At 57.6% G+C, this 26,529-nt stretch carries 23 protein-coding genes; 12 read left to right on the top strand and 11 right to left on the bottom strand.

The features are described 5' to 3' along the window. The first annotated feature begins 42 nt into the window (after positions 1-42). Positions 43-1,728: an alpha-amylase family glycosyl hydrolase gene (locus tag ACO6VX_RS17090; RefSeq protein ID WP_010253185.1), complete on the top strand. Its 1,686-nt coding sequence runs from the start codon at positions 43-45 to the stop codon at positions 1,726-1,728. On the opposite strand, the gene ACO6VX_RS17085 is transcribed toward ACO6VX_RS17090, so the two are convergent. Beyond that, positions 1,729-1,998 (bottom strand): YdgH/BhsA/McbA-like domain containing protein, encoded by a 270-nt coding sequence (locus ACO6VX_RS17085; RefSeq protein ID WP_010253187.1) that lies wholly within the window; start codon positions 1,996-1,998, stop codon positions 1,729-1,731. A gap of 173 nt (positions 1,999-2,171) precedes the next feature. Beyond that, positions 2,172-2,945 carry a pimeloyl-ACP methyl ester esterase BioH gene (gene bioH / locus ACO6VX_RS17080; RefSeq protein ID WP_033768069.1) on the bottom strand — a complete coding sequence of 258 codons (774 nt, stop codon included), beginning with the start codon at positions 2,943-2,945 and terminating at the stop codon, positions 2,172-2,174. 34 nt (positions 2,946-2,979) lie between these two features. Here bioH and gntX point away from each other — a divergent pair, with 34 nt between their 5' ends. Together gntX and nfuA are read left to right on the top strand one after the other, a co-directional pair. Then, positions 2,980-3,660: a DNA utilization protein GntX gene (gntX, locus tag ACO6VX_RS17075; RefSeq protein WP_022624032.1), complete on the top strand. Its 681-nt coding sequence runs from the start codon at positions 2,980-2,982 to the stop codon at positions 3,658-3,660. A gap of 58 nt (positions 3,661-3,718) precedes the next feature. Further along, positions 3,719-4,294 carry a Fe-S biogenesis protein NfuA gene (nfuA, locus tag ACO6VX_RS17070; protein ID WP_010253194.1) on the top strand — a complete coding sequence of 192 codons (576 nt, stop codon included), beginning with the start codon at positions 3,719-3,721 and terminating at the stop codon, positions 4,292-4,294. A gap of 35 nt (positions 4,295-4,329) precedes the next feature. Here the strand turns inward: nfuA and malQ are convergent, their stop codons facing one another. The 5 genes from malQ to glpE all read right to left on the bottom strand — a co-directional run bounded on the left by malQ (position 4,330) and on the right by glpE (position 10,949). Further along, entirely contained in the window at positions 4,330-6,411 is a 2,082-nt protein-coding gene (gene malQ / locus ACO6VX_RS17065; RefSeq protein WP_422458235.1) for a 4-alpha-glucanotransferase, read from the bottom strand. A gap of 9 nt (positions 6,412-6,420) precedes the next feature. Beyond that, on the bottom strand, positions 6,421-8,826 hold the full coding sequence (gene malP, locus ACO6VX_RS17060) for a maltodextrin phosphorylase (protein WP_187515378.1): 2,406 nt from the start codon (positions 8,824-8,826) through the stop codon (positions 6,421-6,423). 155 nt (positions 8,827-8,981) lie between these two features. Beyond that, entirely contained in the window at positions 8,982-9,740 is a 759-nt protein-coding gene (locus ACO6VX_RS17055) for a DeoR/GlpR family transcriptional regulator (RefSeq protein WP_010253201.1), read from the bottom strand. A 31-nt stretch (positions 9,741-9,771) separates the two neighbouring features. Continuing rightward, positions 9,772-10,593, bottom strand: coding sequence for a rhomboid family intramembrane serine protease GlpG (gene glpG / locus ACO6VX_RS17050; RefSeq protein WP_033773027.1), 822 nt, complete (start codon positions 10,591-10,593; stop codon positions 9,772-9,774). A 29-nt stretch (positions 10,594-10,622) separates the two neighbouring features. Beyond that, positions 10,623-10,949 (bottom strand): thiosulfate sulfurtransferase GlpE, encoded by a 327-nt coding sequence (glpE, locus tag ACO6VX_RS17045; RefSeq protein WP_010253207.1) that lies wholly within the window; start codon positions 10,947-10,949, stop codon positions 10,623-10,625. 227 nt (positions 10,950-11,176) lie between these two features. On the opposite strand from glpE, the gene glpD reads away from it, so the two are divergent. The 9 genes from glpD (at position 11,177) to mdcH (ending at position 20,127) form a co-directional block, all read left to right on the top strand. Next, on the top strand, positions 11,177-12,682 hold the full coding sequence (gene glpD / locus ACO6VX_RS17040; RefSeq protein WP_422458234.1) for a glycerol-3-phosphate dehydrogenase: 1,506 nt from the start codon (positions 11,177-11,179) through the stop codon (positions 12,680-12,682). 381 nt (positions 12,683-13,063) lie between these two features. Further along, positions 13,064-14,719 carry a malonate decarboxylase subunit alpha gene (gene mdcA, locus ACO6VX_RS17035; RefSeq protein WP_010253213.1) on the top strand — a complete coding sequence of 552 codons (1,656 nt, stop codon included), beginning with the start codon at positions 13,064-13,066 and terminating at the stop codon, positions 14,717-14,719. Then, positions 14,719-15,579: a triphosphoribosyl-dephospho-CoA synthase gene (locus tag ACO6VX_RS17030; protein ID WP_022624028.1), complete on the top strand. Its 861-nt coding sequence runs from the start codon at positions 14,719-14,721 to the stop codon at positions 15,577-15,579. Before mdcA ends, ACO6VX_RS17030 begins: the two co-directional genes overlap by 1 nt. A gap of 8 nt (positions 15,580-15,587) precedes the next feature. Continuing rightward, positions 15,588-15,887 (top strand): malonate decarboxylase acyl carrier protein, encoded by a 300-nt coding sequence (gene mdcC, locus ACO6VX_RS17025; protein WP_010253220.1) that lies wholly within the window; start codon positions 15,588-15,590, stop codon positions 15,885-15,887. Further along, on the top strand, positions 15,880-16,713 hold the full coding sequence (locus tag ACO6VX_RS17020; protein WP_010253223.1) for a biotin-independent malonate decarboxylase subunit beta: 834 nt from the start codon (positions 15,880-15,882) through the stop codon (positions 16,711-16,713). The genes mdcC and ACO6VX_RS17020 overlap by 8 nt, the downstream gene beginning before the upstream one ends. Then, entirely contained in the window at positions 16,713-17,513 is an 801-nt protein-coding gene (mdcE, locus tag ACO6VX_RS17015; protein ID WP_033768059.1) for a biotin-independent malonate decarboxylase subunit gamma, read from the top strand. Before ACO6VX_RS17020 ends, mdcE begins: the two co-directional genes overlap by 1 nt. 133 nt (positions 17,514-17,646) lie before the next feature. Beyond that, a complete protein-coding gene (locus ACO6VX_RS17010) occupies positions 17,647-18,606 on the top strand; it encodes an AEC family transporter (RefSeq protein ID WP_346531462.1) in 960 nt (319 codons plus the stop codon). 1 nt (position 18,607) lies between these two features. Then, positions 18,608-19,228 carry a malonate decarboxylase holo-ACP synthase gene (locus tag ACO6VX_RS17005; protein WP_346531461.1) on the top strand — a complete coding sequence of 207 codons (621 nt, stop codon included), beginning with the start codon at positions 18,608-18,610 and terminating at the stop codon, positions 19,226-19,228. Then, the gene (mdcH, locus tag ACO6VX_RS17000; protein ID WP_010253234.1) at positions 19,225-20,127 is read left to right on the top strand and encodes a malonate decarboxylase subunit epsilon; all 903 of its coding nucleotides are present in this window, start codon (positions 19,225-19,227) and stop codon (positions 20,125-20,127) included. Before ACO6VX_RS17005 ends, mdcH begins: the two co-directional genes overlap by 4 nt. Here the strand turns inward: mdcH and ACO6VX_RS16995 are convergent. From ACO6VX_RS16995 to glgC, 4 genes are all read right to left on the bottom strand, one after another. Beyond that, entirely contained in the window at positions 20,108-21,043 is a 936-nt protein-coding gene (locus ACO6VX_RS16995; protein WP_010253237.1) for a LysR family transcriptional regulator, read from the bottom strand. The genes mdcH and ACO6VX_RS16995 overlap by 20 nt on opposite strands. Positions 21,044-21,265: 222 nt before the next feature. Continuing rightward, positions 21,266-23,713, bottom strand: a complete 2,448-nt coding sequence (glgP, locus tag ACO6VX_RS16990) for a glycogen phosphorylase (protein WP_311974826.1) — start codon at positions 23,711-23,713, stop codon at positions 21,266-21,268. A 19-nt stretch (positions 23,714-23,732) separates the two neighbouring features. Then, entirely contained in the window at positions 23,733-25,166 is a 1,434-nt protein-coding gene (gene glgA / locus ACO6VX_RS16985; protein WP_010253243.1) for a glycogen synthase GlgA, read from the bottom strand. Between the two features lie 63 nt (positions 25,167-25,229). Beyond that, positions 25,230-26,522: a glucose-1-phosphate adenylyltransferase gene (gene glgC, locus ACO6VX_RS16980; protein ID WP_010253246.1), complete on the bottom strand. Its 1,293-nt coding sequence runs from the start codon at positions 26,520-26,522 to the stop codon at positions 25,230-25,232. Positions 26,523-26,529: the final 7 nt, after the last annotated feature.

Raw genomic sequence — 26,529 nt, 5'->3', positions numbered from 1 at the left:
GCCTGTCATAAAAACAACACCTGCTGTGGCACCCAATTCACGATGGAAACGATCACCGATCTGATTGATAAGATTTATGCTGGCACATTTCCGGAGGCGACCTTTGCGCGCCTGCTGGCTGACATCGCCACCGCCCGCGAGGCCATTAAGCTGCCGCGCAAGGCACACTGGGATGAGCAGGATGTGGTGCTGATCACCTATGCCGATCAGTTTCGCGAAGCCGATAAACCCACGCTCAGCACCTTTTCCCGGTTCTATCAGCAGCACCTGCAATCCACGTTTCCGCTGGTTCACCTGCTGCCCTTTTTCCCCTGGTCGTCCGATGACGGCTTTTCGGTGATTGATTACCATCAGGTCGATCCGCTGTGCGGCGACTGGCAGGACATTGCGCGGCTGCATCAGGAAACCCGGCTGATGTTCGATTTTGTCTGCAACCATATGTCGGCACACAGCGCCTGGTTCAGCCACTTCCTGGCGCAGGATCCCGGCTGGGACGATTTCTTTATCAGTATGCCGCCCGCCACCGATCTCAGCGCCGTGACGCGTCCGCGCACCTCGCCGCTGCTGACGCCGTTTAAAATGGCGGATGGCGAAACCCGCTTTATCTGGACCACCTTCAGCGCTGACCAGATCGACCTCAACTTTGCCAATCCTGAGGTGCTGCTGCGCATGGTCAATGTGCTGCTCGATTACCTGAAACGCGGCGCTGACTATGTGCGTCTCGATGCGGTCGGCTACATGTGGAAAACGCCCGGCACGCGCTGTATTCATCTGGAAAAGACTCATCAGCTGGTGAAGCTGTTTCGCGCTATTGCCGACCAGGTTGCGCCTGGCACGGTGATTATCACCGAGACTAACGTGCCGCATCAGGACAACATCAGCTATCTGGGCAACGGGCACGATGAGGCGCAGATGGTCTATCAGTTTTCACTGCCGCCGCTGGTACTGCATGCGATTCACACCGGCTCGGCGCGTGCACTGCGGCAGTGGGCGAGCGCTCTGGATCTCAGCAGCAACGACACCACCTTTTTCAACTTTCTGGCGTCACACGACGGCATCGGCCTTAATCCGGCGCGCGGCATTTTGTCTGAAGTAGAGATTGTGGCGCTGGTGCGCGATCTGGCGCTGGAAGGCGCGCTGGTCTCCTATAAAAACAACCCTGACGGCACCACCAGCCCCTATGAAATCAACGTCACCTATCTGGATGCGCTCAACCGTGAAGATGACGATGACGCCACGCGGCTGAAACGTTTTTTGCTGGCCCATGCGATTCTGCTGGTCTTTCCCGGCGTGCCTGCCATCTATATCCAGAGCATTCTGGGTGGTCGTAACCATTACGATGGCGTGCGCGCCGCCGGACACAACCGGGCGATTAATCGGCAGAAGTATGATTTACAGCAGATTGAGGGAGATCTGGCGGGCGGTAACTGGCTGCGCCAGCAGGTCTATACCCGGCTCGGGCAACTGATTCAGCTGCGTCGTCGTCAGCCTGCGTTTCACCCGGATAATCCGATGACGCTTTATGAGAGCGAAAACGCCGTGCTGGTGCTCAGACGTCATCAGCCAGAAAGCGGCGACGGGCTGCTGTGCGTGTTTAATCTCAGTGGACGGTCAGTGGAGACGCAATTACCGGTGGCGCATACGTTGCAGGATGTGGTGAGCGGAGAGAAAATTGATGGCACCCAGCCGGTTAAGCTGGATGCCTGGCAGTTCATGTGGCTACGTTAATTACTTGTAGACTTCAGCCGTTGCGCTGAATTTGCCGTGTTCGCGACCGGCGATCACCAGGTAATATTTACCGCCTTTTTCGTCAGCGAGCTGCGACAGCACTTTTTTAGCATCCATTGGCGAGGTGGTTTCCGCCGTGGTGTTAACGGTGCCGATCTTCTGCAGGTTCATTGTCTTAACTTCTTCTTTGGTGACTTCTTTCGCTGCCATCGCAGAAAATGAAATCGCGCCCATCATCATTGAAGCCACAACCCATTTAAAAACCTTCATTATGTTTACCCTCATTCATGATCCATTGTGAGATGTAAGCAGCCGCTAAACGCGTAAGGCAGTATGGAACGGCATAGTCATTTCCATGACTAATCACATAAAATTGCAACGGCCTCGCTCACAGAGAGAAGTATTGCTGCTGTCTGCGATTTTGCCAGTTCAAAGCGTCATTATCACGGCAGATTACTGATAAAATTAACAATATGCTGGCAAAAGCGCTCAGGATGGGAAATAAAAGGCGCATGTGCGGCTTTTTCGATAACCACTGAGGGCGATGCTGGCAACATTTCATCTATCTCCGCCGCAATCCGGCGCGGCACCAGTCCATCTAACGCGCCATAGAGTCGCAGGAACGGCAGCGTAATTTGCGGTAACGCGTCGCGCAGATCGACCTGGCGCAGAATCTCCAGCCCGCCATCCAGCACCGCCACCTCCGGCATCGGCTGCGACAGCACCACCTCTTTCAGCTGCCGCGCATCGGCGCGAGCCGTTTCGGTACCCAGCGTCTGCAGCGCCAGAAAGCGCTCCACCGTGCGCTGGAAATCGTTGCTGAGCATCTGCTGAAAGTTCTGCAGCGTCTCCGGTTTAATGCCGGGCCAGCTCTCTGTGGCGGTGAAACAGGGCGACGAGGCAACGGTGATCAATGCAGCCAGTTTTTCTGGCGCACTCAGCGCCAGCTGCGTCGCCACCAGTCCGCCCAGCGACCAGCCCACCACAATCGACTGCGGTGGCAGCGCAGGCAGCAATTGCGCTGCCATCTGCTCCAGCGTCAGCGCACCGAAATGCTGGCTGCGGCCATAGCCGGGCAGATCGACCAGATGCAGGCGATAGTGCGCGCTGAGTCGCGGAATGATGCTTTGCCAGACTTCGGCATTCAGTCCCCATCCGTGCAGCAGCACAAGATCGCGTTTTCCTTCTCCGCAGGTGTGCCAGTAGAGCGACGTCATCAGTTACTATCCCGAAAATGATAAGGAGGTCGCTATGCTAGCAATGCCCGCCCTGTGTTGGCTATGCCGGATGCCGTTGCGGATAGCCCGGCATGGCATCTGCAGCTTATGTCTGCGCGGATTACCGCCGTTACCGCTGCTCTGTCCACGCTGCGGATTGCCGGCAGGTTCAGCAAAGGTCGCCTGCGGCCGCTGCCAGCTTAAACCGCCCGCCTGGCAGGCGCTGGTCTGCGTCAATGACTATTGTCCGCCGTTCAGCCAGTGGGTTAACCAGCTTAAATTTTCTCACATAACCGCACTCAGGGTGATGCTGGCGCGGCTGCTTTTGCTAAGCTGGCTTAATGTTTACCGGCGTGGCAGTGTGCCGCGTCCCGATCTGCTGCTGCCGGTTCCGCTGCATCGGCGACGACGCTGGCAGCGTGGCTTTAATCAGACGGTACTGCTGGCCGCACCGCTGGCGCACTGGCTGGGATGTGAATGGCGCGAAGGTCTTTCCCGCAAGCGCGGGGGCGCATTACAGCATCAGCTCAGCGCCCGCCAGCGCCGCACCAACTTACGGGGTGCTTTCTGCCTTGAAATGGTGGTGCAGGGACGCCATATCGCTTTGCTGGATGACGTCATTACCACCGGCAGTACGGTAGATGAAATCAGCCGCCTGTTAATGGCCCAGGGTGCCGCCAGCGTGCAGGTCTGGTGCCTGTGCCGTACCTTGTAGAGCGTCTTTGATGGGCGTATTATAACCAACTAAATTAGTCAACTATTGAGCAATCGACATGATCCGAATTACTGACTCTGCCCAGGAACATTTTTCTAAACTGCTATCCAAACAAGAAGATGGCACCCAGATTCGCGTATTCGTGATTAACCCGGGTACGCCAACAGCCGAGTGTGGCGTCTCTTACTGCCCGCCCGATGCCGTTGAAGCTACTGACACCGAACTGAAGTTCGAAAAGCTCTCTGCTTACGTTGATGAACTGAGCAAGCCGTATCTGGAAGATGCTGAAATTGACTTCGTTACCGACAATCTTGGTTCACAGCTGACGCTGAAAGCGCCGAATGCCAAAATGCGTAAAGTCTCTGATGATGCGCCAATGGTTGAGCGCGTTGAGTATCTGCTACAGGCGCAGATCAACCCACAGCTGGCCGGCCATGGTGGTCGCGTGTCGCTGATGGAGATCACCGATGAGGGCTACGCCATTCTGCAGTTTGGCGGCGGCTGTAACGGCTGTTCGATGATCGACGTGACCCTGAAAGATGGTATCGAGAAAGAGCTGCTGGCCGCCTTCCCGGAACTCAAAGGCGTGCGGGATATTACTGAGCATCAGCGCGGTGAACACTCGTTCTACTGATGATTAAGCGCGGCAGCATGGCTGCCGCGCTTCTGTTATTGCCCTTTCTGTCCTGACTGACGCTGCTGGCTGACCACCTTCAGCAGTGCATTCACTTCTTTGTCCGCAAAGATCTCCTCCAGCGTTTTGCTCAGCTTGCGTCGCCAGTTAGGGTACTGCTCCACCGTGCCCGGGACGTTGACCGGCGTGGTCATGCCAAGCCAGTCCTCAGGCTGCAGGCCAAGCAGCGCACTGTCGGTATCCGCCAGGAAGCGATGTATTGCCCGATTCAGCGCAGGCGTCATGGTGAGCTTCTCTGCCTTCTTCTGGCTGCGTGCCGGTAAGGCGCCCGCCTGATGCAGCGCATCCAGCAGCGCCTGCTTCTGCGCGGCGCGCTGCTGATGTAACGCTTTCACCGCATCGCCCGGATAGAGGCCAATCTTCTCACCCAGCGCCAGGTCGCCCTGCTCCCAGAAGCCGGTCAGCGTAGGCAGATCGTGCGTGCTGGCGCTGGCGATAGACTGGCGCGGATAGTCCTGCGGCGCGCGATAGCGCTCATCCTTCTCCTGCTCAAACCAGAGCACCTTCCATGAAAAGACGCCACTTTTACGCAGCAGGCTGACAATCTCCTGGGGCACAGTGCCAAGGTCTTCACCAATCACCATGCAGCGCAGCCGGTGGCTTTCCAGCGCCAGGATGCCCAGCAGATCGTTGACCGGATAGGCCACATAGGCGCCTTTATCCGCCGTCTCCCCGGCAGGCACCCACCACAAACGCAGCAGTGACATCACATGATCGATGCGCAACGCGCCGCAGTCGCGCATATTGGCGCGCAGCATGTCGATAAATGGCTGGTAGCCGCGCGCCTTCATTACATGCGGATCCATCGGCGGTAAGCCCCAGTTTTGTCCCAGCGGACCAAGACGGTCAGGCGGCGCACCCACCGAGGCCTTGAGGCGGTAAAGCTCCGGGTCGTGCCAGGTTTCCGCGCTGCCTTCCGCCACGCCCACTGCCAGGTCACGATAGAGTCCGACGCTCATGCCCAGCGCCTGACTGTGCGTCCAGCAGCCAGAGAACTGCTGCTGCGCCAGCCATTGCAGCCACTGCCAGAAGGCGATCTCCTCTTCATGCTGTTCACACCACTGCTGCACCTCCGGCAACTGGCTGTTGCGCCATGCTTCCGGCCACGCAGGCCAGCCGCCCTGCTGCGCCTTGTCTGCCCGCCGCTCCAGCTGTATGCCGTCGTAGGCGGCCTGATAACGCAGGCTGTCGCCGCCTTCATGCACAAAGGCCGCCCAGGATTGATGCTCTTCGCTCTGGCTGTCTCGCGTCTGAAAGTGTGCCCAGGCGTGCCGCAGCGCAGCGAGCTTAAGCGCCATTACCGCCTCGTAGTCAACCAGCTCCGCCTCACGCGCTTTGGTCAGCGCCTTCCGGGTTCTGGCGCTGTTCCACCACTTCTGTGCCGCCGCGCTTTGCTGAAAATCGGCCACCTGACTGACGTCGATATAGATTACGTTCAGCCAGCGGCGCGACGACGGGCTGTACGGACTGGCGAAACCGGCGCTGGCGGGATAGAGCGCATGCAGCGGATTCAGCCCGACGAAATCGCCACCGCGTTCAGCCAGCTGCACCAGCAGCTGGTCGAGATCGCCGAAGTCGCCGATGCCCCAGTTCTGTTCAGAGCGCACGGTGTAGAGCTGCACCAGCGCACCCCAGCGTTTTTCCCCCGCCTCCAGCGCCGGAGGCAGATAGCAGCGGCGCGGCGCGACGATAAGCCGCGTCTGCCAGCTTTTTTTGCCCTTACTGAGTGTGAGCTGGTGGTACCCCTGCGCCAGCGGGCCAGGCAGCGTAAAAGGCTCACCGGCGGTTAACTCGCCGCTGTGCTGTTTGCCCTTTTCAGTCTGCAACTGCCAGCGGTAAACGCCGCTGCCCTGTGGCGTCAGCTGTCGCTTGCCACTGCCGCTGAACACCGCGACCGGCGGCAGCGGCGATTTTTTTGCGTCCTGCGGATCATCCATCACCGCCAGCAGCGCCTGCAGGGTCTCATCGCTGATCGCCTCTTTCTCGCCATTGACGTTGATGTAGTCCAGTGAAATTCCCGCGGCACGGGCGGCCTGACCGAGTGAATGTTGCTTCATTGCTGCTCCTTAGCGCGGTGCCTGCCAGATACGTTGCTGATAGTCACGAATTGACCGGTCCGAACTGAACATGCCGGTTCGTGCCGTATTGAGGATGGCGGCGCGGGTCCAGCCTTCCGGGTCGCGCCACAGGGCTTCCACCCGTTGCTGCGCCTCGATATAGGCCTGGAAATCGGCCAGCACCAGCCAGGGATCGCCATGTTTCGTCAGGCTCTCCAGCATCAGGTCAAACGCATGTTTATCCCCGTTGCTGAATTTGCCCTTCTCCAGCGATTTCAGTAGATCGTCCAGCGGCTTGTTCTGCTTACGCACCTTTTTCGGGTTATAGCCTTTCGCCTTGAGCGCTTTGACCTCATCCACGGTGTGACCAAAGATAAAGATATTCTCCTCACCCACCTGTTCGGCAATCTCGACATTGGCGCCATCCAGCGTGCCAATCGTCAGCGCACCGTTCAGTGCCAGCTTCATGTTGCCGGTGCCGGAAGCTTCATATCCGGCGGTGGAGATCTGCTCTGAGAGATCGGCCGCCGGGATCATCAGTTCGGCCACGGTGATGCGGTAGTCCGGGATAAACACCACTTTAAGTCGGTCACCGACGCGTGGATCGTTGTTCACCACCTCCGCCACCTTGTTAATGGCGTAAATGATATTTTTGGCGAGGTAATAACCCGGCGCGGCTTTGGCACCGAACAGGAACACCCGTGGCGTAAAGGTGACATCCTCCGGGTTATGACAGATTTTCTGATAGCAGTAGAGGATATGCAGCAGGCTGAGGTGCTGGCGCTTGTACTCATGCAGCCGTTTGATCTGCACATCGAACAGCGCGGCCGGGTTCACGATAATCCCCGTGTGGCGGGCGATATACTCCGTAAGCTGCGCTTTGTTCTGCTGTTTGATGCTGCGATAGCGCTGACGAAACGCCTGATCGTCGGCATAGGCCTCCAGACCGCTTAACGCCTCAAGGTTATTGGCCCACTCGGTTTTCAGCGTCTCATCAATCAGCCCGGCCAGCGCCGGATTACACTGCTTCAGCCAGCGGCGCGGCGTGATGCCGTTGGTGACGTTGTGGAATTTCTGCGGCCAGAGCTGGTGATATTCCGGGAAAAGATCGCTGACCACCAGGCTTGAGTGCAGCGCCGCCACGCCGTTGACCGCAAAGCCGCTGACGACGCAGAGATTCGCCATCCGCACCTGACCGTCAGCGACCACCGCCAGCTTGTGCCACATCGCTTTGTCATCCGGCCAGCGTTGCTTCACCTGCTTTTTCAGCCGCTGGTTGATCTCTTTGATGATCAGCATATGGCGCGGCAGCAGACTGCGCATCAGCTTCTCATCCCAGCGCTCCAGCGCCTCAGGCATCAGCGTGTGGTTGGTGTAGGCAAACAACCGGCTGGTGATCTGCCACGCCTCATCCCAGCTCAGCTGATGCTCATCCAGCAGCACGCGCAGCATCTCCGGGATGGCGATGGTGGGATGTGTATCGTTAAGCTGAATCACTTCGAAGTCAGGCAGGCTGTGAATACTGCGTCCCGCCAGATGGTGACGACGCAGGATATCCGCCACCGCACAGGCGCACTGGAAATATTGCTGCATCAGGCGCAGCCGCTTGCCGGCCTGATGGTTGTCATTGGGATAGAGCACTTTGGTCAGTTTTGCCGCCTCGATGCCCGGCTGCTCCGCCTGCAGAAAATTGCCGTCATTAAACGCCGTGAGATCAAAAGGATGCGCACTCACTGCCTGCCACAGACGCAGCGGCAGCGTCACGCCGTTGCGGTAGCCGGTCACCGGCAAATCCCAGGCCTCACCGCGCAGCGTAAAATCGGGCAGCCAGCGTACGCCGCCGTTTTCCTGCTTTTCTACCCGGCCACCCATCGCGACTTCCACATCCAGCGCCGCGTTGTGGCGGAACCAGGGATAGCGCTCACGCTGCCAGTCATCGGGCGCTTCAATCTGCTGGCCATCATCGAAAGACTGGCGGAACAGGCCGTACTGGTAGTTCAGTCCGTGGCCGGTGGCGGACTGCCCCACCGTTGCCATCGAATCCATGTAGCAGGCGGCCAGTCGTCCCAGCCCGCCGTTACCCAGCGCCGGGTCGACCTCCTGCTCCAGCAGTTCCGTTAAATCGAACTCGTGCTCAGCCAGCGCCGCTTTGACGTCGTTATACCAGCCAAGATTGAGCAGGTTGTTGCCGGTCAGACGGCCAATCAGAAACTCCATCGAGAGGTAATTAACGTGACGCTGCTGCACAGCCGGACGCGGTGCCGGTTGTGCGTCCAGTAGCTCCGCCAGCGACGCGCTGACCGCCTGCCACGCCTGGTGCGGGGTCATCTGCTGGGCGGAACGGAGACTTAATTGTTGCCACTGGCGGGTAAAGGCGGCATTAAAACGGGCTTTATTAAATTTTTGCTGCGGCATATCACTCCCTTCTGTTACGCAATGAGGTGAAGCAAAAATAGAAAGCGCACGGGCTGGCAACCGGGTGCCAGCAACCGTTAAGTAAAGACGGGAGTGAGGAAAAAAGCGACAGCAATCAAAGAAAAACGCCAGCCGGGAGGCTGGCGTGGCAGGAATCAGCAGAGTTCGAGGTGAACCTCATGCTGCTCAATCACCTTCATTACGCTGGCAGGCGGCGTTTTGTCGGTGTAGAGGTAGTCAAGCAGACTCATGTTGCCGAGGTTGACCATGGCGTTCCGGCCAAACTTCGAGTGATCCACCACCAGCATCACGCAGCGTGAATTTTCGATGATGGCGCGCTTGGTGCGGACTTCGTGATAGTCAAACTCCAGCAGCGAACCATCCATATCGATGCCGCTGATCCCCAGAATGCCGTAGTCGAGCCGGAACTGAGAAATAAAGTCGAGCGTCGCTTCACCCATTACCGCGCCATCGCGGGTCCGCACTTCACCACCCGCGATAATGACCCGGAAATCGGGTTTATCCATTAGCAGCATGGCGACGTTAAGGTTATTGGTGACCACGCGCAAATCGCTGTGGTTGAGCAGCGCATGCGCCACCGCTTCCGGCGTGGTGCCGATATCGATAAACAGCGTAGCACCATCCGGGATCTGGCTGGCCACGCGCTGGGCAATCCGCGCTTTTTCCGCTGACCACATCATTTTACGGTCGTGCCAGGCGGTATTCTCAGAGCTGGAGGGAAGCGCCGCGCCGCCGTGGTGACGCTGAATTTTGTTCTGATCGGCCAGATCGTTGAGATCGCGACGAATGGTTTGCGGGCTGACCTCAAAATGATCCACCAGCTCCTCAGTACTGACATATCCCTGACGACGGACTAAATCGATAATCGCGTCATGACGTTGCGTCTGCTTCACGTTCCTCTCCTGTTAACCCGCATAATCCTGTCTAACGACGCGTGACTTTACGCGTATCCACCAGCGCCATCGCCAGTCCGACCACCAGACCGGCGACGTGCGCCGCGTTGGCAATAGCCAGACCAAAGACGCCAAACCAGCCAATCACCAGCCAGACCAGCGCAAAACCGATCAATCCCCGTTCAAGATAGACGCCGCTGTCGGGATCGCGCTCCCCGCGCAGCCAGCAGTAACCCATCAGGGCATAGACCACGCCCGACAGGCCACCAAACCAGATGCCGCTGAACTTCGCCTGCAGCCAGCCGCTGAGCAGAGCCGAAATCAGCAGGATGACAAAGAGTTTGCCGCTGCCAAGTCGCTTCTCAACCGCGCCGCCCAGATACCACCACCACATCAGATTAAACAGAATGTGCAGCAGTGAAAAGTGCAGCAGCGCATGGCTGAACCAGCGCCAGACCTGAAGATGCTGATCGGCATCCGGCCAGGAGAGCCAGGCCATCACGGTACGATCGCCCATGACCTGCATCAGAATAAATACTGCGATACAGAGCACCATCAGCGTCATGGTCAGCGGACCGGCACGCTCACGGATATTCGCCCAGATATTGCTGCGCTCATAGCGCAGGCCACTGTCGGTTTTTCCGCTGTGCCAGCTGGCGGCCTGATAACGCGGATGGTTAGGGTCGTGCAAAAACTGCTGAAGTTCGTTTTCGACCAGTGAAATCTTGCTCTCATCATCCAGCATGATGACGTAGTGATTTTCATGCTCAATACGCAGCGTGATGCCCCGCGTCGCCATGTAATCAACAAAGGCCTGCGCCATGCGGGGCTGATTAAATTGGGTAATGCGCATCAGTAACTCTCCATGTGACGAGCGGCAAACTATTCACTGCCGAGGGCAACCTGCTGAGGAAAGGCAGCACGCCAGGCATCAAAGCCGCCATCAATGCTGTACGCCGCGCTGAAGCCCTGTCCCAGCAGATATTGTGCCGCGCTTTTGCTGCTGTTGCCGTGATAGCACATCACCAGCACCGGCAGGCTGTGATCGGCGCCGCTGACAAAATCGCTGAGGTTGCTGTTGGTCAGATGCAACGCACCGGCCGCATGACCCAGGGCATAACTTTGCGGATCGCGGATATCTACCAGCAGCGCACCCTGCGCCAGACGCGCCTGCGCCTGCTGCACATCAATACATTCGAACGTTTCCATGGGATCTCTCATAACAGCGTCACAATAGCGCGTAGTGTAACCCGAGAATCCACGCCGATAACCTGACAATCGTTACGGCTATCGGTTTTTTTGGTGGGCAGAATGTTAGCTATATCACGCAAAAATGTTTTTACCTGGTTAAAAGCTGGCGTCAATGTTGGTTTGCGATTATGATTATGCTCGAAAACGAACATTAGTGAACTATTCCGAACATCGGAGGAGATGACGTGGAAACCAAAGACCTGATCGTGATCGGCGGCGGCATCAACGGTGCCGGCATTGCAGCAGATGCTGCAGGACGCGGACTGTCGGTGTTAATGCTGGAGGCGCGGGATCTGGCTTGCGCGACCTCCTCTGCCAGTTCAAAACTGATTCACGGCGGCTTGCGCTACCTTGAACATTACGAATTCCGTCTGGTCAGTGAAGCACTGGCCGAGCGTGAAGTGCTGCTGAAAATGGCTCCGCATCTGGCGTTCCCGATGCGCTTCCGTCTGCCGCATCGTCCGCATCTGCGTCCGGCGTGGATGATCCGTACCGGCCTGTTTATGTATGACCATCTTGGCAAGCGTACCAGTCTGCCAGGCAGTAAAAGTTTGCGATTTGGCGCGGATTCGTCCCTGAAGCCGGAAATTACGCGCGGATTCGAATATTCTGACTGCTGGGTCGATGATGCCCGCATGGTGGTACTGAACGCACAGGAAGTCGTGAAGCGTGGCGGCGAAGTCCGTACCCGCACCCGCGTGACCCGTGCCTGGCGTGAAGGCGGCCTGTGGAAGGTCGAAGCGGAAGATGTCGACAGCGGTAAAACCTTTACCTGGCAGGCGAAAGGCCTGGTCAATGCTGCCGGCCCGTGGGTCAAACAGCTGTTCGACGACAGCCTGAAGCTGAAATCGCCTTACGGTATTCGCCTGATCAAGGGCAGCCACATCGTGGTGCCACGCGTCCATACCGAAAAGCAGGCTTACATTCTGCAGAACGAAGATAACCGCATCGTGTTTGTCATCCCGTGGATGGATGAGTTCTCTATCATCGGTACCACCGACGTCGAGTACAAAGGCGATCCGAAAAACGTCAATATTGATGACAGCGAGACCGACTATCTGCTGAAAGTGTTCAACGGACACTTTAAAAAGCAGCTGACCGCTGACGATATCGTCTGGTCCTATTCCGGTGTCCGTCCGCTGTGTGATGACGAATCCGATTCGCCACAGGCGATCACCCGTGATTACACCCTGGATGTGCGCGACGATAATGGTCAGGCTCCGCTGCTGTCGGTATTTGGCGGCAAGCTGACCACCTACCGTAAGCTGGCAGAACATGCGCTGGAGAAACTGGCGAAGTACTACCCGAACGCGGGCCCGGCATGGACGAAGAACTGCGTGTTGCCAGGCGGAAATATCTCCGGCACCCGTGAAGATTATGCGGCCAGCCTGCGTCGTCGCTATCCGTTTATCAGTGAAAATATGGCGCGCCACTTCTCGCGCACCTACGGCAGCAGCACTGAAACCCTGCTGGCTGGCGCGAAAAGCCTGGACGATCTGGGCGAGAACTTCGGTCACGAGTTTTACGAAGCAGAATTACGCTACCTGGTGCAGCATGAGTGGGTTCGTGAGCTGGATGATGCTATCTGGCGTCGTACCAAACAGGGCATGTGGCTGACCAAAGAGCAGCAGGCGCGAGTCACCGAGTGGCTGGCAGCGAAAGCTAAACCCGCCCTGTCGCTGGCATCATAAACGGACAGTAACTAACTAAAGAATCAGAAAGCAGGCTTCGGCCTGCTTTTTTTATGTCTGCGATAGCGGGTCGGTGAATCCGGGTGCTGATCCGACAGGTTGCGCTTTTCAGCGTGTAGCAGAGTTTATTTTTGTACGACGAACTTTTTATTAAAAATGCCAGGCTCAAACCATTTTTTATACAGAAATCCGTTTATGCGATCACATTTTTGGTCAGCGCCTAAACTCAACTCTTTCTGCTTCGCATATCAAAACGTTCACATCCTATTGTTACTGTAAATATAACGTTCAGGCTTTTTGCTTAATTGAACGACGTCATCAGAAAGCACAAACTTTCCTCAGTAAAAACGAAACAACCGTTATTTTAATCAGGAGGTTGAAATGAACACAGGCCAAACGCCTGCCCGGGAATGGAACACGCGCCGCAGTGAAAAAGCGCGTCGTCTGGCATCCTTCCCTGTTGATGGCAAAGTCATTCCTACTGAAAGAGCTGTAGAAGCATTTGAAAAACTGATTGCACCGGGCGACCGGGTGGTACTGGAAGGGAATAACCAGAAGCAGGCCGATTTTTTGTCACGCACCCTGGCTGAGGTTAATCCGGCGATAGTACACGACCTGCATATGATTATGCCGAGCGTGGGTCGCAGTGAGCATCTGGATATTTTCGAAAAAGGCATTGCCCGTAAACTCGACTTCTCTTTTTCCGGTCCGCAAAGTCTGCGTATTTCTCAGTTGTTAGAAGACGGGCAGCTGGAAATAGGCGCAATCCACACCTATATCGAACTCTATTCCCGCCTTTATGTCGATCTGAGTCCAAACGTCGCGCTGATTGCCGGTTATAAAGCTGACCGCAAAGGCAACCTTTACACCGGCCCGAGTACTGAAGATACGCCTGCCCTGGTGGAAGCCGCCGCGTTCCGTGACGGTATCGTGATTGCCCAGGTAAATGAGCTGGTCGATGACGAGACCGACCTGCCCCGCGTCGATATTCCTGGCTCCTGGATCGATTATATCGTCGTAGCCGATAAACCTTTCTTTATCGAACCGCTGTTTACCCGCGATCCGCGCCTGATTAAGCAGGAACATATCCTGATGGCGATGATGGCGATTAAAGGCATTTACGCCGAACATCAGGTGCAGTCACTTAACCACGGTATCGGTTTTAACACCGCCGCGATCGAACTGCTGCTGCCTACCTACGGCGAACAACTCGGCCTGAAAGGCAAAATCTGTAAGCACTGGACCCTTAACCCGCATCCGACGCTGATCCCGGCGATTGAGAGCGGCTGGGTTGAAAGCGTGCACTGCTTCGGTGGCGAGCTGGGCATGGAAGAGTACATTCGCGCCCGTCCCGATATCTTCTTCACCGGCAGCGACGGCTCTATGCGCTCTAACCGCGCCTTCTGTCAGCTGGCAGGTCAGTATGCGGTGGATATGTTTATCGGTGCCACCCTGCAGGTCGATGGCCTGGCAAACTCCTCAACCGTGACCCGCGGTCGCCTTTCCGGGTTCGGCGGTGCGCCTAACATGGGCCACGATCCGCACGGCCGACGCCATGCCACGCCTGCATGGCTCAATATGATCACCGAACCGGATCCGATGCAGCGCGGTAAAAAACTGGTGGTTCAGATGGTGGAAACCTTCCAGGCCGGTGCCAAACCGACCTTTGTTGAAACGCTTGATGCCGTTGAAGTGGCGAAATCGACCGGTATGCCGCTGGCACCGGTGATGATTTATGGCGATGACGTCACCCATGTGCTGACCGAAGAGGGTATTGCCTATCTTTATCGCGCGGAAAGCCTTGAAGAGCGCCGTGCGATGGTCGCTGCGGTAGCCGGCATCACCGATATCGGCCTTGGCGTCGATGCGGCGCGCGTGGCGGCCCTGCGTAAAAGCGGCAAAGTGGTCTATCCGGAAGATATGGGCATTCGTCGTTCAGATGCGACCCGCTCACTGCTCGCCGCCAGCAGCGTCTCTGACCTGGTGGAATGGTCGGGTGGTCTTTATAACCCACCGGCAAAATTCCGGAGCTGGTAATGAAACTTCTGTCGCAGACTCAAACCGAGGCGCAGGCCAGCCAGCTGGCGACGATTGCGCGCGATTGTCTGACCGATGAAGCGCGGCTAAGCCCCAAGCCGGGTCTGGTAGACAGTCGGGGGAACGGCGCGCATCAGGATCTGACGCTGGCGCTGATGGAGCGTTCCGCTCACAGCCTTGTGCCGACCTTTCTGGCGCTGGCCCGTCACAGCTGGCTGCGTCCTGCTGATATTGCCCTGCGTGAAACGGTGGGTCGGCTGGGCCGTGACGGTGAACAGCAGATGATGGCGGCAACCGGCGGCGTCAACACCCATCGGGGTGCGATCTGGGCGCTGGGACTGCTGGTCAGTGCTGCAGCCATGCACGGTGGCGCGGCCAGTGCCGACCAGCTGACCCGCACCGCAGCCGCGCTGGCCAGCCTGCCCGACCGCGCCGCGCCAAAACTGTTCAGCAAAGGGTTAAAAGCGACGCATCGCTATCAGGTGCCCGGCGCACGCGAAGAGGCGCAGCAGGCGTTTCCTCACGTGATGAAGCTGGCGCTGCCACAACTGCTGACCAGTCGTGCAACGGGTGCCAGTGAAAGTGAAGCCCGTCTTGATGCGCTGATGGCGATCATGACCTCGCTCAGCGATACCTGCGTGCTGTCACGGGCCGGTATGACCGGACTGAAAGCGATGCAGCAGGGAGCACGCGCCGTGCTGCTGTCTGGCGGCTGTCGCACAGCAGGCGGCCAGAAGGCGCTGGCGCAGCTCGATCAGCGCATGCTGTCGCTCAACGCTTCGCCTGGCGGGGCCGCCGATTTGCTGGCCGCGACGCTGTTTATTGATCGGGTCTGTTCCCCTGAACATTCTTATTTCTAGAGGCCATTATGGAACACATCACATTATCTTTACCTGCTAACCGCTCACTCAGCGGTAAAGCTCTGGCAGGGGTCGTTGGTTCCGGTGATATGGAAGTGCTGTACACCGCAACTGAAGGACAAACGCTTAGCATTGATATCACCACCTCACTGGATAACAGCGACGCCCGCTGGAAGGCGCTGTTTGACCGCCTGAATTTAACCAACGGTCTGCCTGCCGGAAAGCTGATTATTCACGATTTCGGCGCGACACCCGGCGTAGCGCGTATCCGTATTGAACAGGTTTTTGAGGAGGTGAGCCATGCGTAACGATGCCAGTTTTATTGAATTACGCGCCCGTGAGCGCGCCCGTGCACTGCTGGACGACGGCAGCTATCGCGAACTGCTGGATCCTTTCGAAGGCATCATGTCGCCGTGGCTGGCCCCGCAGGGTGTGGTGCCGCAGTCAGATGACGGCATGGTGGTGGCACGCGGCACGCTGAACGGTCAGCCTGCGGTCGTTATCGCCATTGAAGGCACCTTCCAGGGTGGCAGCATGGGCGAAGTCTCCGGTGCCAAAATGGCGGCGGCGCTGGAACTGGCAGCCGAAGACAACCGCAACGGAATACCCACTCAGGCCGTGCTCTGCCTGGAAACCGGCGGCGTGCGTTTACAGGAAGCAAATCTGGGGCTGGCGGCGATTGCCGATATTCATGCCGCGATTGTCGATCTGCGCCGCTATACCCCGGTTATCGGCATTATTGCAGGTACCGTCGGCTGCTTTGGCGGGATGTCCATCGCCGCTGCGCTGTGCAGCTACCTGATTGTGACGCGTGAAGCGCGCCTGGGGCTGAACGGTCCGCAGGTGATTGAGCAGGAAGCGGGCATTGAAGAGTATGACTCGCGCGATCGCCCGTTTATCTGGAGCATGACCGGCGGTGAAATCCGCTACGCCAGCGGCCTGGTCGATGCGCTGGTCGGTGATGGCGTCAATGCGGTTAAAAGTGCGATGAATGACTTCATTGCCAAAGGCGTTCCGGCGCAGCACCGCAGCGATAAATATGCCGATTTCCTGCCACGTCTGACACAGTTCGACACCCGTCAGCAGGCGGACACGGCGCAGATTAAACAGCTTTTCGCCCGGGAGGATAAATAATGACCCAGACAAACAGCCGCGGTGCAATCTGGCTGGAAAAACTTGCACCTGATGCGCAGCGCCTCAGCGGCCTGTGTGCCTCTGTCCAGGTGGCGGACGGTGAACTTAATGGTGAAAGCGTGCGCTTTATCGCCGTGGTGCCCGATGCACAAAACCACTATCCACGTGCCGCGAGGGGCGAAGTCGGTCTGCTGGAAGGCTGGACGCTGGCGAAAGTGGTGAATGAAACGCTGGAAGAGGACAAGAACAGCGACGTGAAACGCCCGATTGTGGCGGTGATCGACGTGCCAAGTCAGGCCTATGGCCGTCGCGAAGAGGCGTTCGGTATTCATCAGGCGCTGGCCGGGGCTGCAGGCGCTTATGCCAAAGCACGCCTTGCGGGTCATCCGGTGATTGGGCTGATTGTTGGCAAAGCGATGTCTGGTGCCTTCCTGGCGCACGGTTATCAGGCCAACCGCCTGATTGCGCTCAACGATCAGGGTGTGCTGGTGCACGCGATGGGTAAAGAGTCCGCCGCGCGTATCACGCTGCGTTCGGTGGAGGCGCTGGAGAAACTGGCGGCGACCATTCCGCCGATGGCCTATGACGTGAATAACTTCGCCACGCTGGGTCTGCTCTCCGATCTGCTGAACGTGGCCAATCCCGATGCGCCTTCTGACGCCGATGTGGCGATGGTCGAGATCGCGTTGCAGAAAGCCATTAGCGATGCGCGTCAGGATCCGAGCCTGAAAAACCGGCTGGGCGCATCCAATCGCCACAGCTCCTCCCTGGTTCGCGAGCGGATGCGCGCAACCTGGTAATTAAATAAAAAAATAAACCTGCCGAAACCGGTCTGACGGGGCGCATTGCTAAGTGCGCCCCGGGGCAGTGGCCGTGTTCAGAATTATAAACATCGCTGTTAACAGAAAATTCTTTCTTAAATACAGGTGATTTATGATTTATATAATTGTTCATGCCCTTGCTCCGATTTTTGTCATCATGCTGCTGGGTTTCTGGGCCGGTAAGGCCGGAATGGTCAACAACAAAGACGTCTCTCTGCTGAATATTTTCGTCATGGATTTTGCGCTGCCCGCCGCGCTGTTCAGTGCCACGGTACAAACGCCCTGGCCGGGCATCGTGGCGCAATGGCCGCTGATTGTGGTTATTACCGGCGCAATGTGGATTACCTATGGAGCTGTCTATTTCGCGGCTACAAAAGTTTTCAAAAAGTCACCGCAGGATGCGGCTGTGCTGACGCTGACGGTGGCGCTGCCAAATTACGCCGCGCTGGGCCTGCCCATTCTGGCCAGCGTGCTGGGTGAAAATGGTGCCACTTCGCTCTCGGTAGCGGTCTCCATCGCCTGTGGTTCAGTGCTGCTTACACCGCTTTGCCTGCTGATTCTGGAACGTGGAAAAGCGTTTGCCGATGGCACCGAACACGGTTCAACCCTGACCATGCTGCCGATTCTGATGTGGCGTTCTGTGAAAAAACCGATCGTACTGGGACCGTTGATTGGCGTGGTGTTATCAGCGCTGGGCGTTAAAATGCCTGATCTGGTGCTGGCCGCCATCAAACCGCTGGGTCTGGCTGCCACCGCCGCTGCACTCTTCCTGACCGGTGTCATCCTGTCGGCACGCAAACTGAAACTCAACGCGGTGGTGGGCGTCGGCACGGTAACTAAACTGCTGATTCAGCCCTTTATCGCCTGGGGTCTGGTGCTGGCATTGGGTCTCAGCGGTCCTGTGGCAATTACCGCCATTCTGATGATTGCGCTCTCCGCCGGTTTCTTCGGGGTGGTGTTTGGCAACCGCTTTGGCGTGCAGTCGCCGGATGCAGAGGCTGTGCTGCTGCTCAGCTCTATTCTCTGTATTTTGTCATTACCGCTGTTCATTACGCTGACATCAGGAATGTAATATGAGCTCTGTACCGCGCCCCCACGATCTGCTCTGGCTGCGAGACGGCAACGCCTTAGCCGCCATCAGTGAGATCTGGGTCAGTCAGTTCTGGCATCCCGGCCTTCCGGTCGTGGTGCGGCGCGACAGGAGCGAAACCGGGCTGATACCGGTGGGTGTGCGCGGCGAGCGCCGCGAACAGCGCGCCGCCGGATGGGTCAATGCAGCGGACATCGTTCGCGTTGTCACGCCGGAGATGCTGGCGGCGCGTGCGCAGTTGCTTGCCTCGCCGTTTACCGCTTATGCGCCGGTCGGCGCGGCGATTGCCCTCAGTGAGCACGACTGGCCGTGGCGCTGGGGTATTACCGGCAGTACCGGTTACGCACTGGCAACACAGCAACCCACGCTGCATGCCGCCAGCGATCTTGATTTAGTTATTCGCGCGCCAGAGCCGCTGGCGCGCGATACGCTGCAACGCTGGCAGGCGCAAACCGACACGCTGGCCTGCCGGGTCGATACGCAGGTAGAAACGCCGTCCGGCGCGTTTGCCCTCAGCGAATGGCTGCGTGAAGGCCGCGCGCTGGTTAAAACCGTTACCGGGCCGATACTGACCGCTTCACCCTGGAGCAGGGAGCTACAATGAAAATACTCTTTACCTTTCCCGGCCAGGGCACTCAGCGTGCCGGGATGTTACAGCACCTTCCCGACGGCGACGCCCTGTTAAACAGCGTGCGTGCAGTGCTGGGCGACGAGACTGACCAGCTCGACAGTGCCGATGCACTGCGCCACACGCGCGCCGTGCAGCTCAGTCTGCTGATTTGCGGTGTCGCCTGGGCGCGCGAGCTGATTCGCCGTGGGGTGAAACCCGATATCGTCAGCGGTCTGTCGATTGGCGCGTTTCCTGCTGCGGTGATTTCCGGCGCGCTGGATTTCAGTGATGCTCTGCGGCTGGTGGCGCTGCGCGGCGATCTGATGGAGCAGGCTTATCCGGAGGGATATGGCCTGACCGCCATCACCGGCCTGACGCTGAGTCGTCTGGAAAAACTGCTGCCCGGCAGCAACACCTATATCGCCAACCTGAATGCGGAAACGCAGATTGTGATTGCTGGCCGCGACGAGGATATGGCGGTAGTCGCGCAGAAAGCGCTGGATGCCGGTGCCAGCAAAGCGATTAAACTCGCGGTGAGCGTGCCGTCGCACTGCGCGCTGCTGGATAAGCCCGCCGCAGAACTGGCGCGCGCGTTCGGGTCCGTCAGCCTTTCCCGTCCCCATTGCGCTTACCTCAGCGGTTCAACCGGACGCGTGATTTGGGAGCCGGAGAAGATTGCCGACGATCTTGCCTTTAATATGGCGCGTACGGTGCAGTGGAATGATGCGATGGTTTCAGCCAATCAGCGCGATGCCCGACTGGCGATTGAGATGCCGCCTGGCAATGTGCTGACCGGCCTGACGCTTCAGGCGGGCTGGCAGGGCGACGCGATTTGTCTGGAGCGCAACAGCGTTGAGGTTGCACTCCATCTGGTTAAACGGCTGAGTCAGTAAGGCTGCGGGCGTACATCCGCCCTTCTGCCGCCAGTGCCAGCAGGTCATTATCCCGTTCGCGGCGATGTGAGTAGACAATCGAGATCTGCTGACGCATCTGGTAAGGCTCAGCGAGCGTCAGCAGCTGAATGTTGTTTTCATACACCTTCTTCATCCGTCCCGGGATCAGTGCCAGGCCGACGCCCGCCTGCACCAGGCTTATCATCGAAAAGATGTCATTCACCTGGGTGACCATGCGCGGTTCAAATCCGGCTATCTGGAACGCCTCCTGCGAACCGGCATAGGTGGCAAACCCCTCAGCCAGCGAGACAAAATCACGGTCGGCATAATCACGCAGATCCACCGGACCGGCTCCGTCCCGCGTCTCACCGGCCGGTGTGGCCAGAAAGATCCTGTCCTCAAACAGCGGAATCACATCAAAATGCGCGTCGCTGAGTTCGCCGTCATCGGTGGCGATCAGAATCGCATCCAGCGCGTCATCTTCCAGCATATTCAGCAGCATTTGATTGGAACCCATGGTCAGATCGAGCTCCAGCGTCGGCCGACGCAGCTTCATGCCCATGATCAGCCGGGGAATGGTCTCCAGCGTCAGGGAGTAGAGCGTGCCAAGTCGCAGACGCCCTCCGCCGATGCCTGCGACTTTGCGCGCCTCTTCAATGCCTTTGCCCATCAGGGTGGTCACATCGCGACAGTAGTCCAGCAGTGTCCAGGCGGCAGGCAGCGGCACCAGGTTGCGGCCCTTGTGGATAAACAGCGGGCAGTCGATGCCCTCTTCCAGCGTATGCAGTGCGCGATGCACGCTGACGCTGCTCAGCGCCAGCGCTTCCGCTGTACGGGCGATATTGCCCTTGCTCATAAACATCATGAAGACGCTGAGTTTACGGAAGGTAATTTCCTGGTTGATGTTGTCACTCATTGCTGCTGTTGCCTGTAGGGTCATTTTGCTTTCCCGCATAGTAGCGATTCTCAGCCAGGGTGTAATGATCTGGCTCGCACAAGAGGCACTTACGGAGGCAGAGGCGATAAGAGGCTGAACCTTCTGAAAGAGGAGCGGGATAGACGGTGAGCAAAGAGAGCAAAGGAGAGTGCGGCCGATCCCTCGGCCGCAAAGAAAGTCAGAAACCTTACTGCACGCGCCTTACAACCTTACTGGCGAGATATTCCAGATCTCATCAGCGTACTCCTGAATCGTACGGTCCGACGAGAAGTAGCCCATTCCGGCGATGTTTTTAGCCGCGCGGCGTTGCCACTCATCCGGTTTACGGTAGAGCGCATCCACTTTATCCTGGGTATCCACATAGCTGCGATAATCCGCCAGCAACTGGTAGTGATCGCCGAAGTTGACCAGTGAATCGAACAGATTGCGGTAGCGGCCCGGATCCTGCGGACTGAACAGACCGGAAGCAATCTGAGTCAGCACCTGATGCAGCTCTTCATCCTTTTCATAATAGTCACGCGGGTTATAGCCCCCTTTACGCAGGGCTTCGACCTGCGGCGTGGTATTACCGAAAATGAAGATGTTCTCTTCACCGACGTGATCCAGCATTTCAACGTTGGCCCCATCCAGCGTACCGATGGTCAGCGCGCCATTCAGCGCAAACTTCATATTACTGGTGCCGGACGCCTCTGTCCCTGCGGTAGAGATCTGCTCAGAGAGATCGGCCGCCGGAATAATGATCTGCGCCAGGCTCACGCTGTAGTTCGGGATGAAGACCACTTTAAGTTTGTTCTTCACCTGCGGATCGTTGTTGATCACATTGGCGACATCGTTGATCAGATGAATGATGTGCTTGGCAACGTAATAGGCCGACGCCGCTTTACCGGCAAAGATATTGACGCGTGGCACCCAATCCGCCTGCGGATCGGCCTTGATACGGTTGTATCGGGTGATCACATGCAGCACGTTGAGCAACTGGCGTTTGTACTCGTGAATGCGCTTGATCTGCACATCAAACAGCGCGTTCGGGTCGAGCACCACGTCCAGATTCTTCGCCACCCAGTCGGCCAGCCGACGCTTGTTCTGATACTTGGCGACCGCCACTTTTTCAATAAACGCCGGATAGTCGATCTGCGCCTTCAGCTCGCCCAGCTGGCTGAGATCGGTGCGCCAGTTGCGGCCAATCTCCTCATCCAGCACATCTGACAGCGCCGGGTTCGCCAGCGCCAGCCAGCGACGCGGGGTGACGCCATTGGTTTTGTTACAGAAGCGGCCAGGGAACAGGCGGGAGAAATCGGCAAACAGCGACTGTACCATCAGGTTGGAGTGCAGCTCCGAAACGCCGTTTACTTTGTGGCTGACCACCACCGCCAGCCAGCCCATGCGTATCCGGCGGCCATCGTTTTCATCGATGATCGAAATGCGCGACAGCAGATCCAGGTCATCGGGATAGTGATCCTGAATGGTCTTAAGGAAGAAGTCGTTAATTTCAAAAATAATGCTGAGGTGACGCGGCAGGATCTTGCCGATCATATCAACCGGCCAGGTTTCCAGCGCTTCGGTCATCAGCGTATGGTTGGTGTAGGAGAAGACCTGACAGCAGACGTCAAAAGCGTTGTCCCAGCTGAATTTATGATCGTCGATCAGCAGACGCATCAGTTCGGGGATCGCCAGCACCGGATGGGTATCATTCAGGTGAATAGCGATTTTATCCGCCAGGTTGTCCCAGGTCTGATGCATCCGCCAGTGACGATTCAGAATGTCCTGCACCGTCGCGGAGACCAGGAAATATTCCTGACGCAGGCGCAGCTCGCGGCCTGAGTAGGTCGAATCATCCGGATAGAGCACGCGCGACACGTTCTCGGAGTGGTTTTTATCTTCCACCGCCGCAAAGTAGTCGCCCTGGTTGAACTTGCCGAGGTTGATTTCGTTGCTGGCCTGCGCGCCCCACAGCCGTAAGGTGTTGGTAGCGTCGGTGTCAAAGCCCGGAATGATCTGGTCATAGGCCATCGCCAGGATCTCTTCGGTCTCCAGCCAGCGCACTTTCGCGCCTTCGTGCTGGACGCGGCCACCAAAGCGCACTTTGTAACGGGTATTGAAACGCTGGAATTCCCACGGATTACCATATTCAAGCCAGTAATCCGGCGACTCTTTCTGCTCACCTTCCACAATGTTCTGTTTGAACATGCCGTAATCATACCGGATGCCATAGCCACGGCCCGGCATGCCCAGCGTCGCCAGCGAGTCGAGGAAACAGGCTGCCAGGCGACCCAGACCACCGTTGCCCAGCCCCGGATCGTTCTCCTCTTCCATCAGCTCGGCCAGATCCAGACCCATCTCATCCAGCGCCTGGTTGAGATCGTCATAAATCCCCATCGCCAGCAGCGCATTGCCCAGCGTGCGGCCCATCAGGAACTCCATCGACAGGTAATAGACCTGCCGGACATCCTGCGACAGCTGAGCACGGCTGGAACGCAGCCAGCGCTCCACCATCCGGTCGCGCACCGCCAGCAGCGAGGCGTTAAGCCACTCATGCTTATTGGCGATAGAGGGATCTTTGCCGATGGTAAACATCAATTTATAGGCAATCGAATGCTTTAAGGCATCAACCGTCAACGTTGGTGAGGCGTAAGTGAAAGGTGCATTCATATCCAGTTTTCCCAATCCGTTACATCAAACGTTGGTAGAGATCACGGTAGGCTTGTGCTGCCACCTGCCAGCTAAAGTCCATCGCCATTGCCTGGCGCTGAACATAGCGCCAGAGCGAAGGACGGGACCACAACACAAACGCGCGCCGGATAGCCCGAAGCAGTGACCAGGCGTTTGCATCTTCAAAACTGAATCCACTGGCGATGCCGTCGGCCAGATTCTCCAGTGAGCTGTCATTCACTGTATCGGCCAGCCCGCCGGTGCGGCGCACTAACGGCAACGTACCATACTTGAGGCCATAAAGTTGTGTCAGACCGCAGGGCTCAAAGCGACTCGGCACCACAATCACGTCCGCGCCGCCGACAATGCGGTGTGAGAACGCTTCGTGATAGCCGATCTGCACGCCGACGCTGCCCGGATGCTCTGCCGCCGCCGCCAGGAAGCCCTGCTGCAGTTCAGCATCGCCCTGGCCCAGCAGCACCAGTTGACCGCCCTGCGCCAGCAAGCCGGGCAGCGCCTCCAGCACCAGGTCCAGCCCTTTCTGTTTGGTCAGACGGCTGATCACGCAGAACACCGGCGCTTTATCATCCACCTTCAGACCCATCGCCACCTGCAGCTGGCGTTTGTTCTCCGCTTTCGCTTCCAGCGTGTCGCGGTTATAACGCGCGCTGAGCAGCAGATCGTGCGCCGGATCCCAGATAGAGGGATCAACGCCGTTGAGAATGCCGCTGAGACGGCCTTCACGCATCCGCTGTGCCAGCAGGGTTTCCATGCCGTAAGCATATTCGGCAGAGGTAATTTCATGGGCGTAAGTCGGGCTGACCGCCGTGATATGGTCGGCGTAAAAAAGTCCCGCTTTCAGGAAGGAGATCTGACCGAAAAACTCCAGCCCGTGCATGTTAAAGAACGACCATGGCAGGCCAATCTCTTCCATGTGGTGCGCCATGAACAGCCCCTGATACGCCAGGTTGTGCACGGTGAAGACCGATTTAGCCGGACGACCACGCGCTTCCAGATAGGCGCAGGTCAGGCCTGCGTGCCAGTCATGGGCATGCACAATATCGGGACGCCACATCGCGTCCATGCCGCACGCCAGTTCACAGCCAACCCAGCCCAGCAGCGCAAAGCGCAGATAGTTGTCGACATACGCAAACTGCGATTCGTCATGGTAAGGACTACCCGGACGATCGTAGAGGCCGGGAGCATCAATCAAGTAGATGCCCACACCGTTAAATTCACCAAATAGCAGACGTACATGACCGGCAAATGTTTCTCGCTCTGTCACGACCTGGAGATCAGGTATGCCTTTGCGCAATGCGGGAAAAGCGGGCAGTAGTACCCGCGTATCCGTGCCGCCCGCAATTTGTGCCTGAGGTAATGCCCCGACTACATCAGCCAGTCCGCCCGTTTTTAGCAGCGGGAAAAGTTCCGAACAGACATGTAAAACCTGCATCCTCGACCTCATTAAGTTATCCGACACGCTCCGCGTGCCGATTGCGTAAGTTTCGCTTATCGCTTACAGCCCCGCTTTGGCCAGCCTGGCCAGCATGGCGCGGGTTACCAGTACGATGCCTTCATCCGAACGGTGAAACCGGCGACTGTCTTCATCCGGGTTTTCGCCAATGACCATGCCTTCCGGTAACTCGCAGGCACGATCAATGACGCAGCGACGCAGACGACACGATCGGCCCACTACCACATCAGGCAGCAGTACAGTTGAATCTATATTGCAAAAAGAGTTAACGCGTACCCGCGGGAACAGCACCGAATTGACCACCACTGAACCGGAGATGATGCAGCCCCCCGAGACCAGCGAGTTCATAGTCATCCCGTGACTGCCGGAACGATCCTGAACAAATTTGGCAGGCGGCAGCGGCTCCATGTGGGTACGAATCGGCCAGGTGACGTCATACATATCGAGTTCAGGCATCACCGATGCCAGGTCGAGATTGGCGCGCCAGTAGGCTTCCAGCGTCCCGACGTCGCGCCAGTAAGGCGGCGCATTGTCATCGTTCTGTACGCAGGAGAGCGCAAAGGAGTGCGCATAGCCTTCGCCGCTTGCCACGATTTTCGGCAGGATATCTTTGCCGAAGTCGTGGTTAGAGCCTGGCGTCTGCAGATCCTCTTCCAGCAGTTCATAGAGATAGTCTGCGTTGAAAACGTAGATCCCCATGCTGGCGAGCGCCTGAGTGTCATCACCCGGCATGGTGGGCGGTTTCGCGGGTTTCTCCACGAAGTCGATCACCATGTTCTCTTCGTCCACCGCCATCACGCCAAACGCCGTGGCTTCATGCACCGGCACCGGTAAACAGGCGATGGTACATTTCGCCTCGTTGACCACGTGATCCAGCAGCATGCGTGAGTAATCCATCTTATAAATGTGGTCCCCGGCGAGGATCACGATGTACTGCGCCTGATAGCGGCGAATCACATCAAGGTTTTGCGTCACGGCATCGGCCGTCCCGCGATACCACTGTTCGGTCGAAAATCGCTGCTGCGCTGGCAGCAAATCGACAAACTCATTCATCTCTTCATTGAAGATCGACCAGCCACGCTGGATGTGCTGAGTCAGGGTATGAGACTGATACTGAGTAATCACGCCAATCCGTCGGATACCGGAGTTGACGCAGTTGGAGAGGGCAAAGTCGATAATGCGGAACTTGCCGCCGAAATGCACCGCCGGTTTGGCACGTTTGGCCGTTAAATCGACCAGGCGCGTGCCGCGTCCGCCGGCGAGGATCAGAGCAACCGTCTGTGTAGGGAGCTGGCGGGCCAGCATCAGGTGATCTGTTCTATCTAACTTAACCATGTCTGAC

This window comes from Pantoea sp. BJFS-204 (assembly GCF_049310725.1).
Lineage (GTDB): Bacteria > Pseudomonadota > Gammaproteobacteria > Enterobacterales > Enterobacteriaceae > Pantoea > Pantoea agglomerans.
Note: the sequence above shows the minus strand (reverse complement) of the source record. Positions and strands in the feature narration are given on the sequence as shown.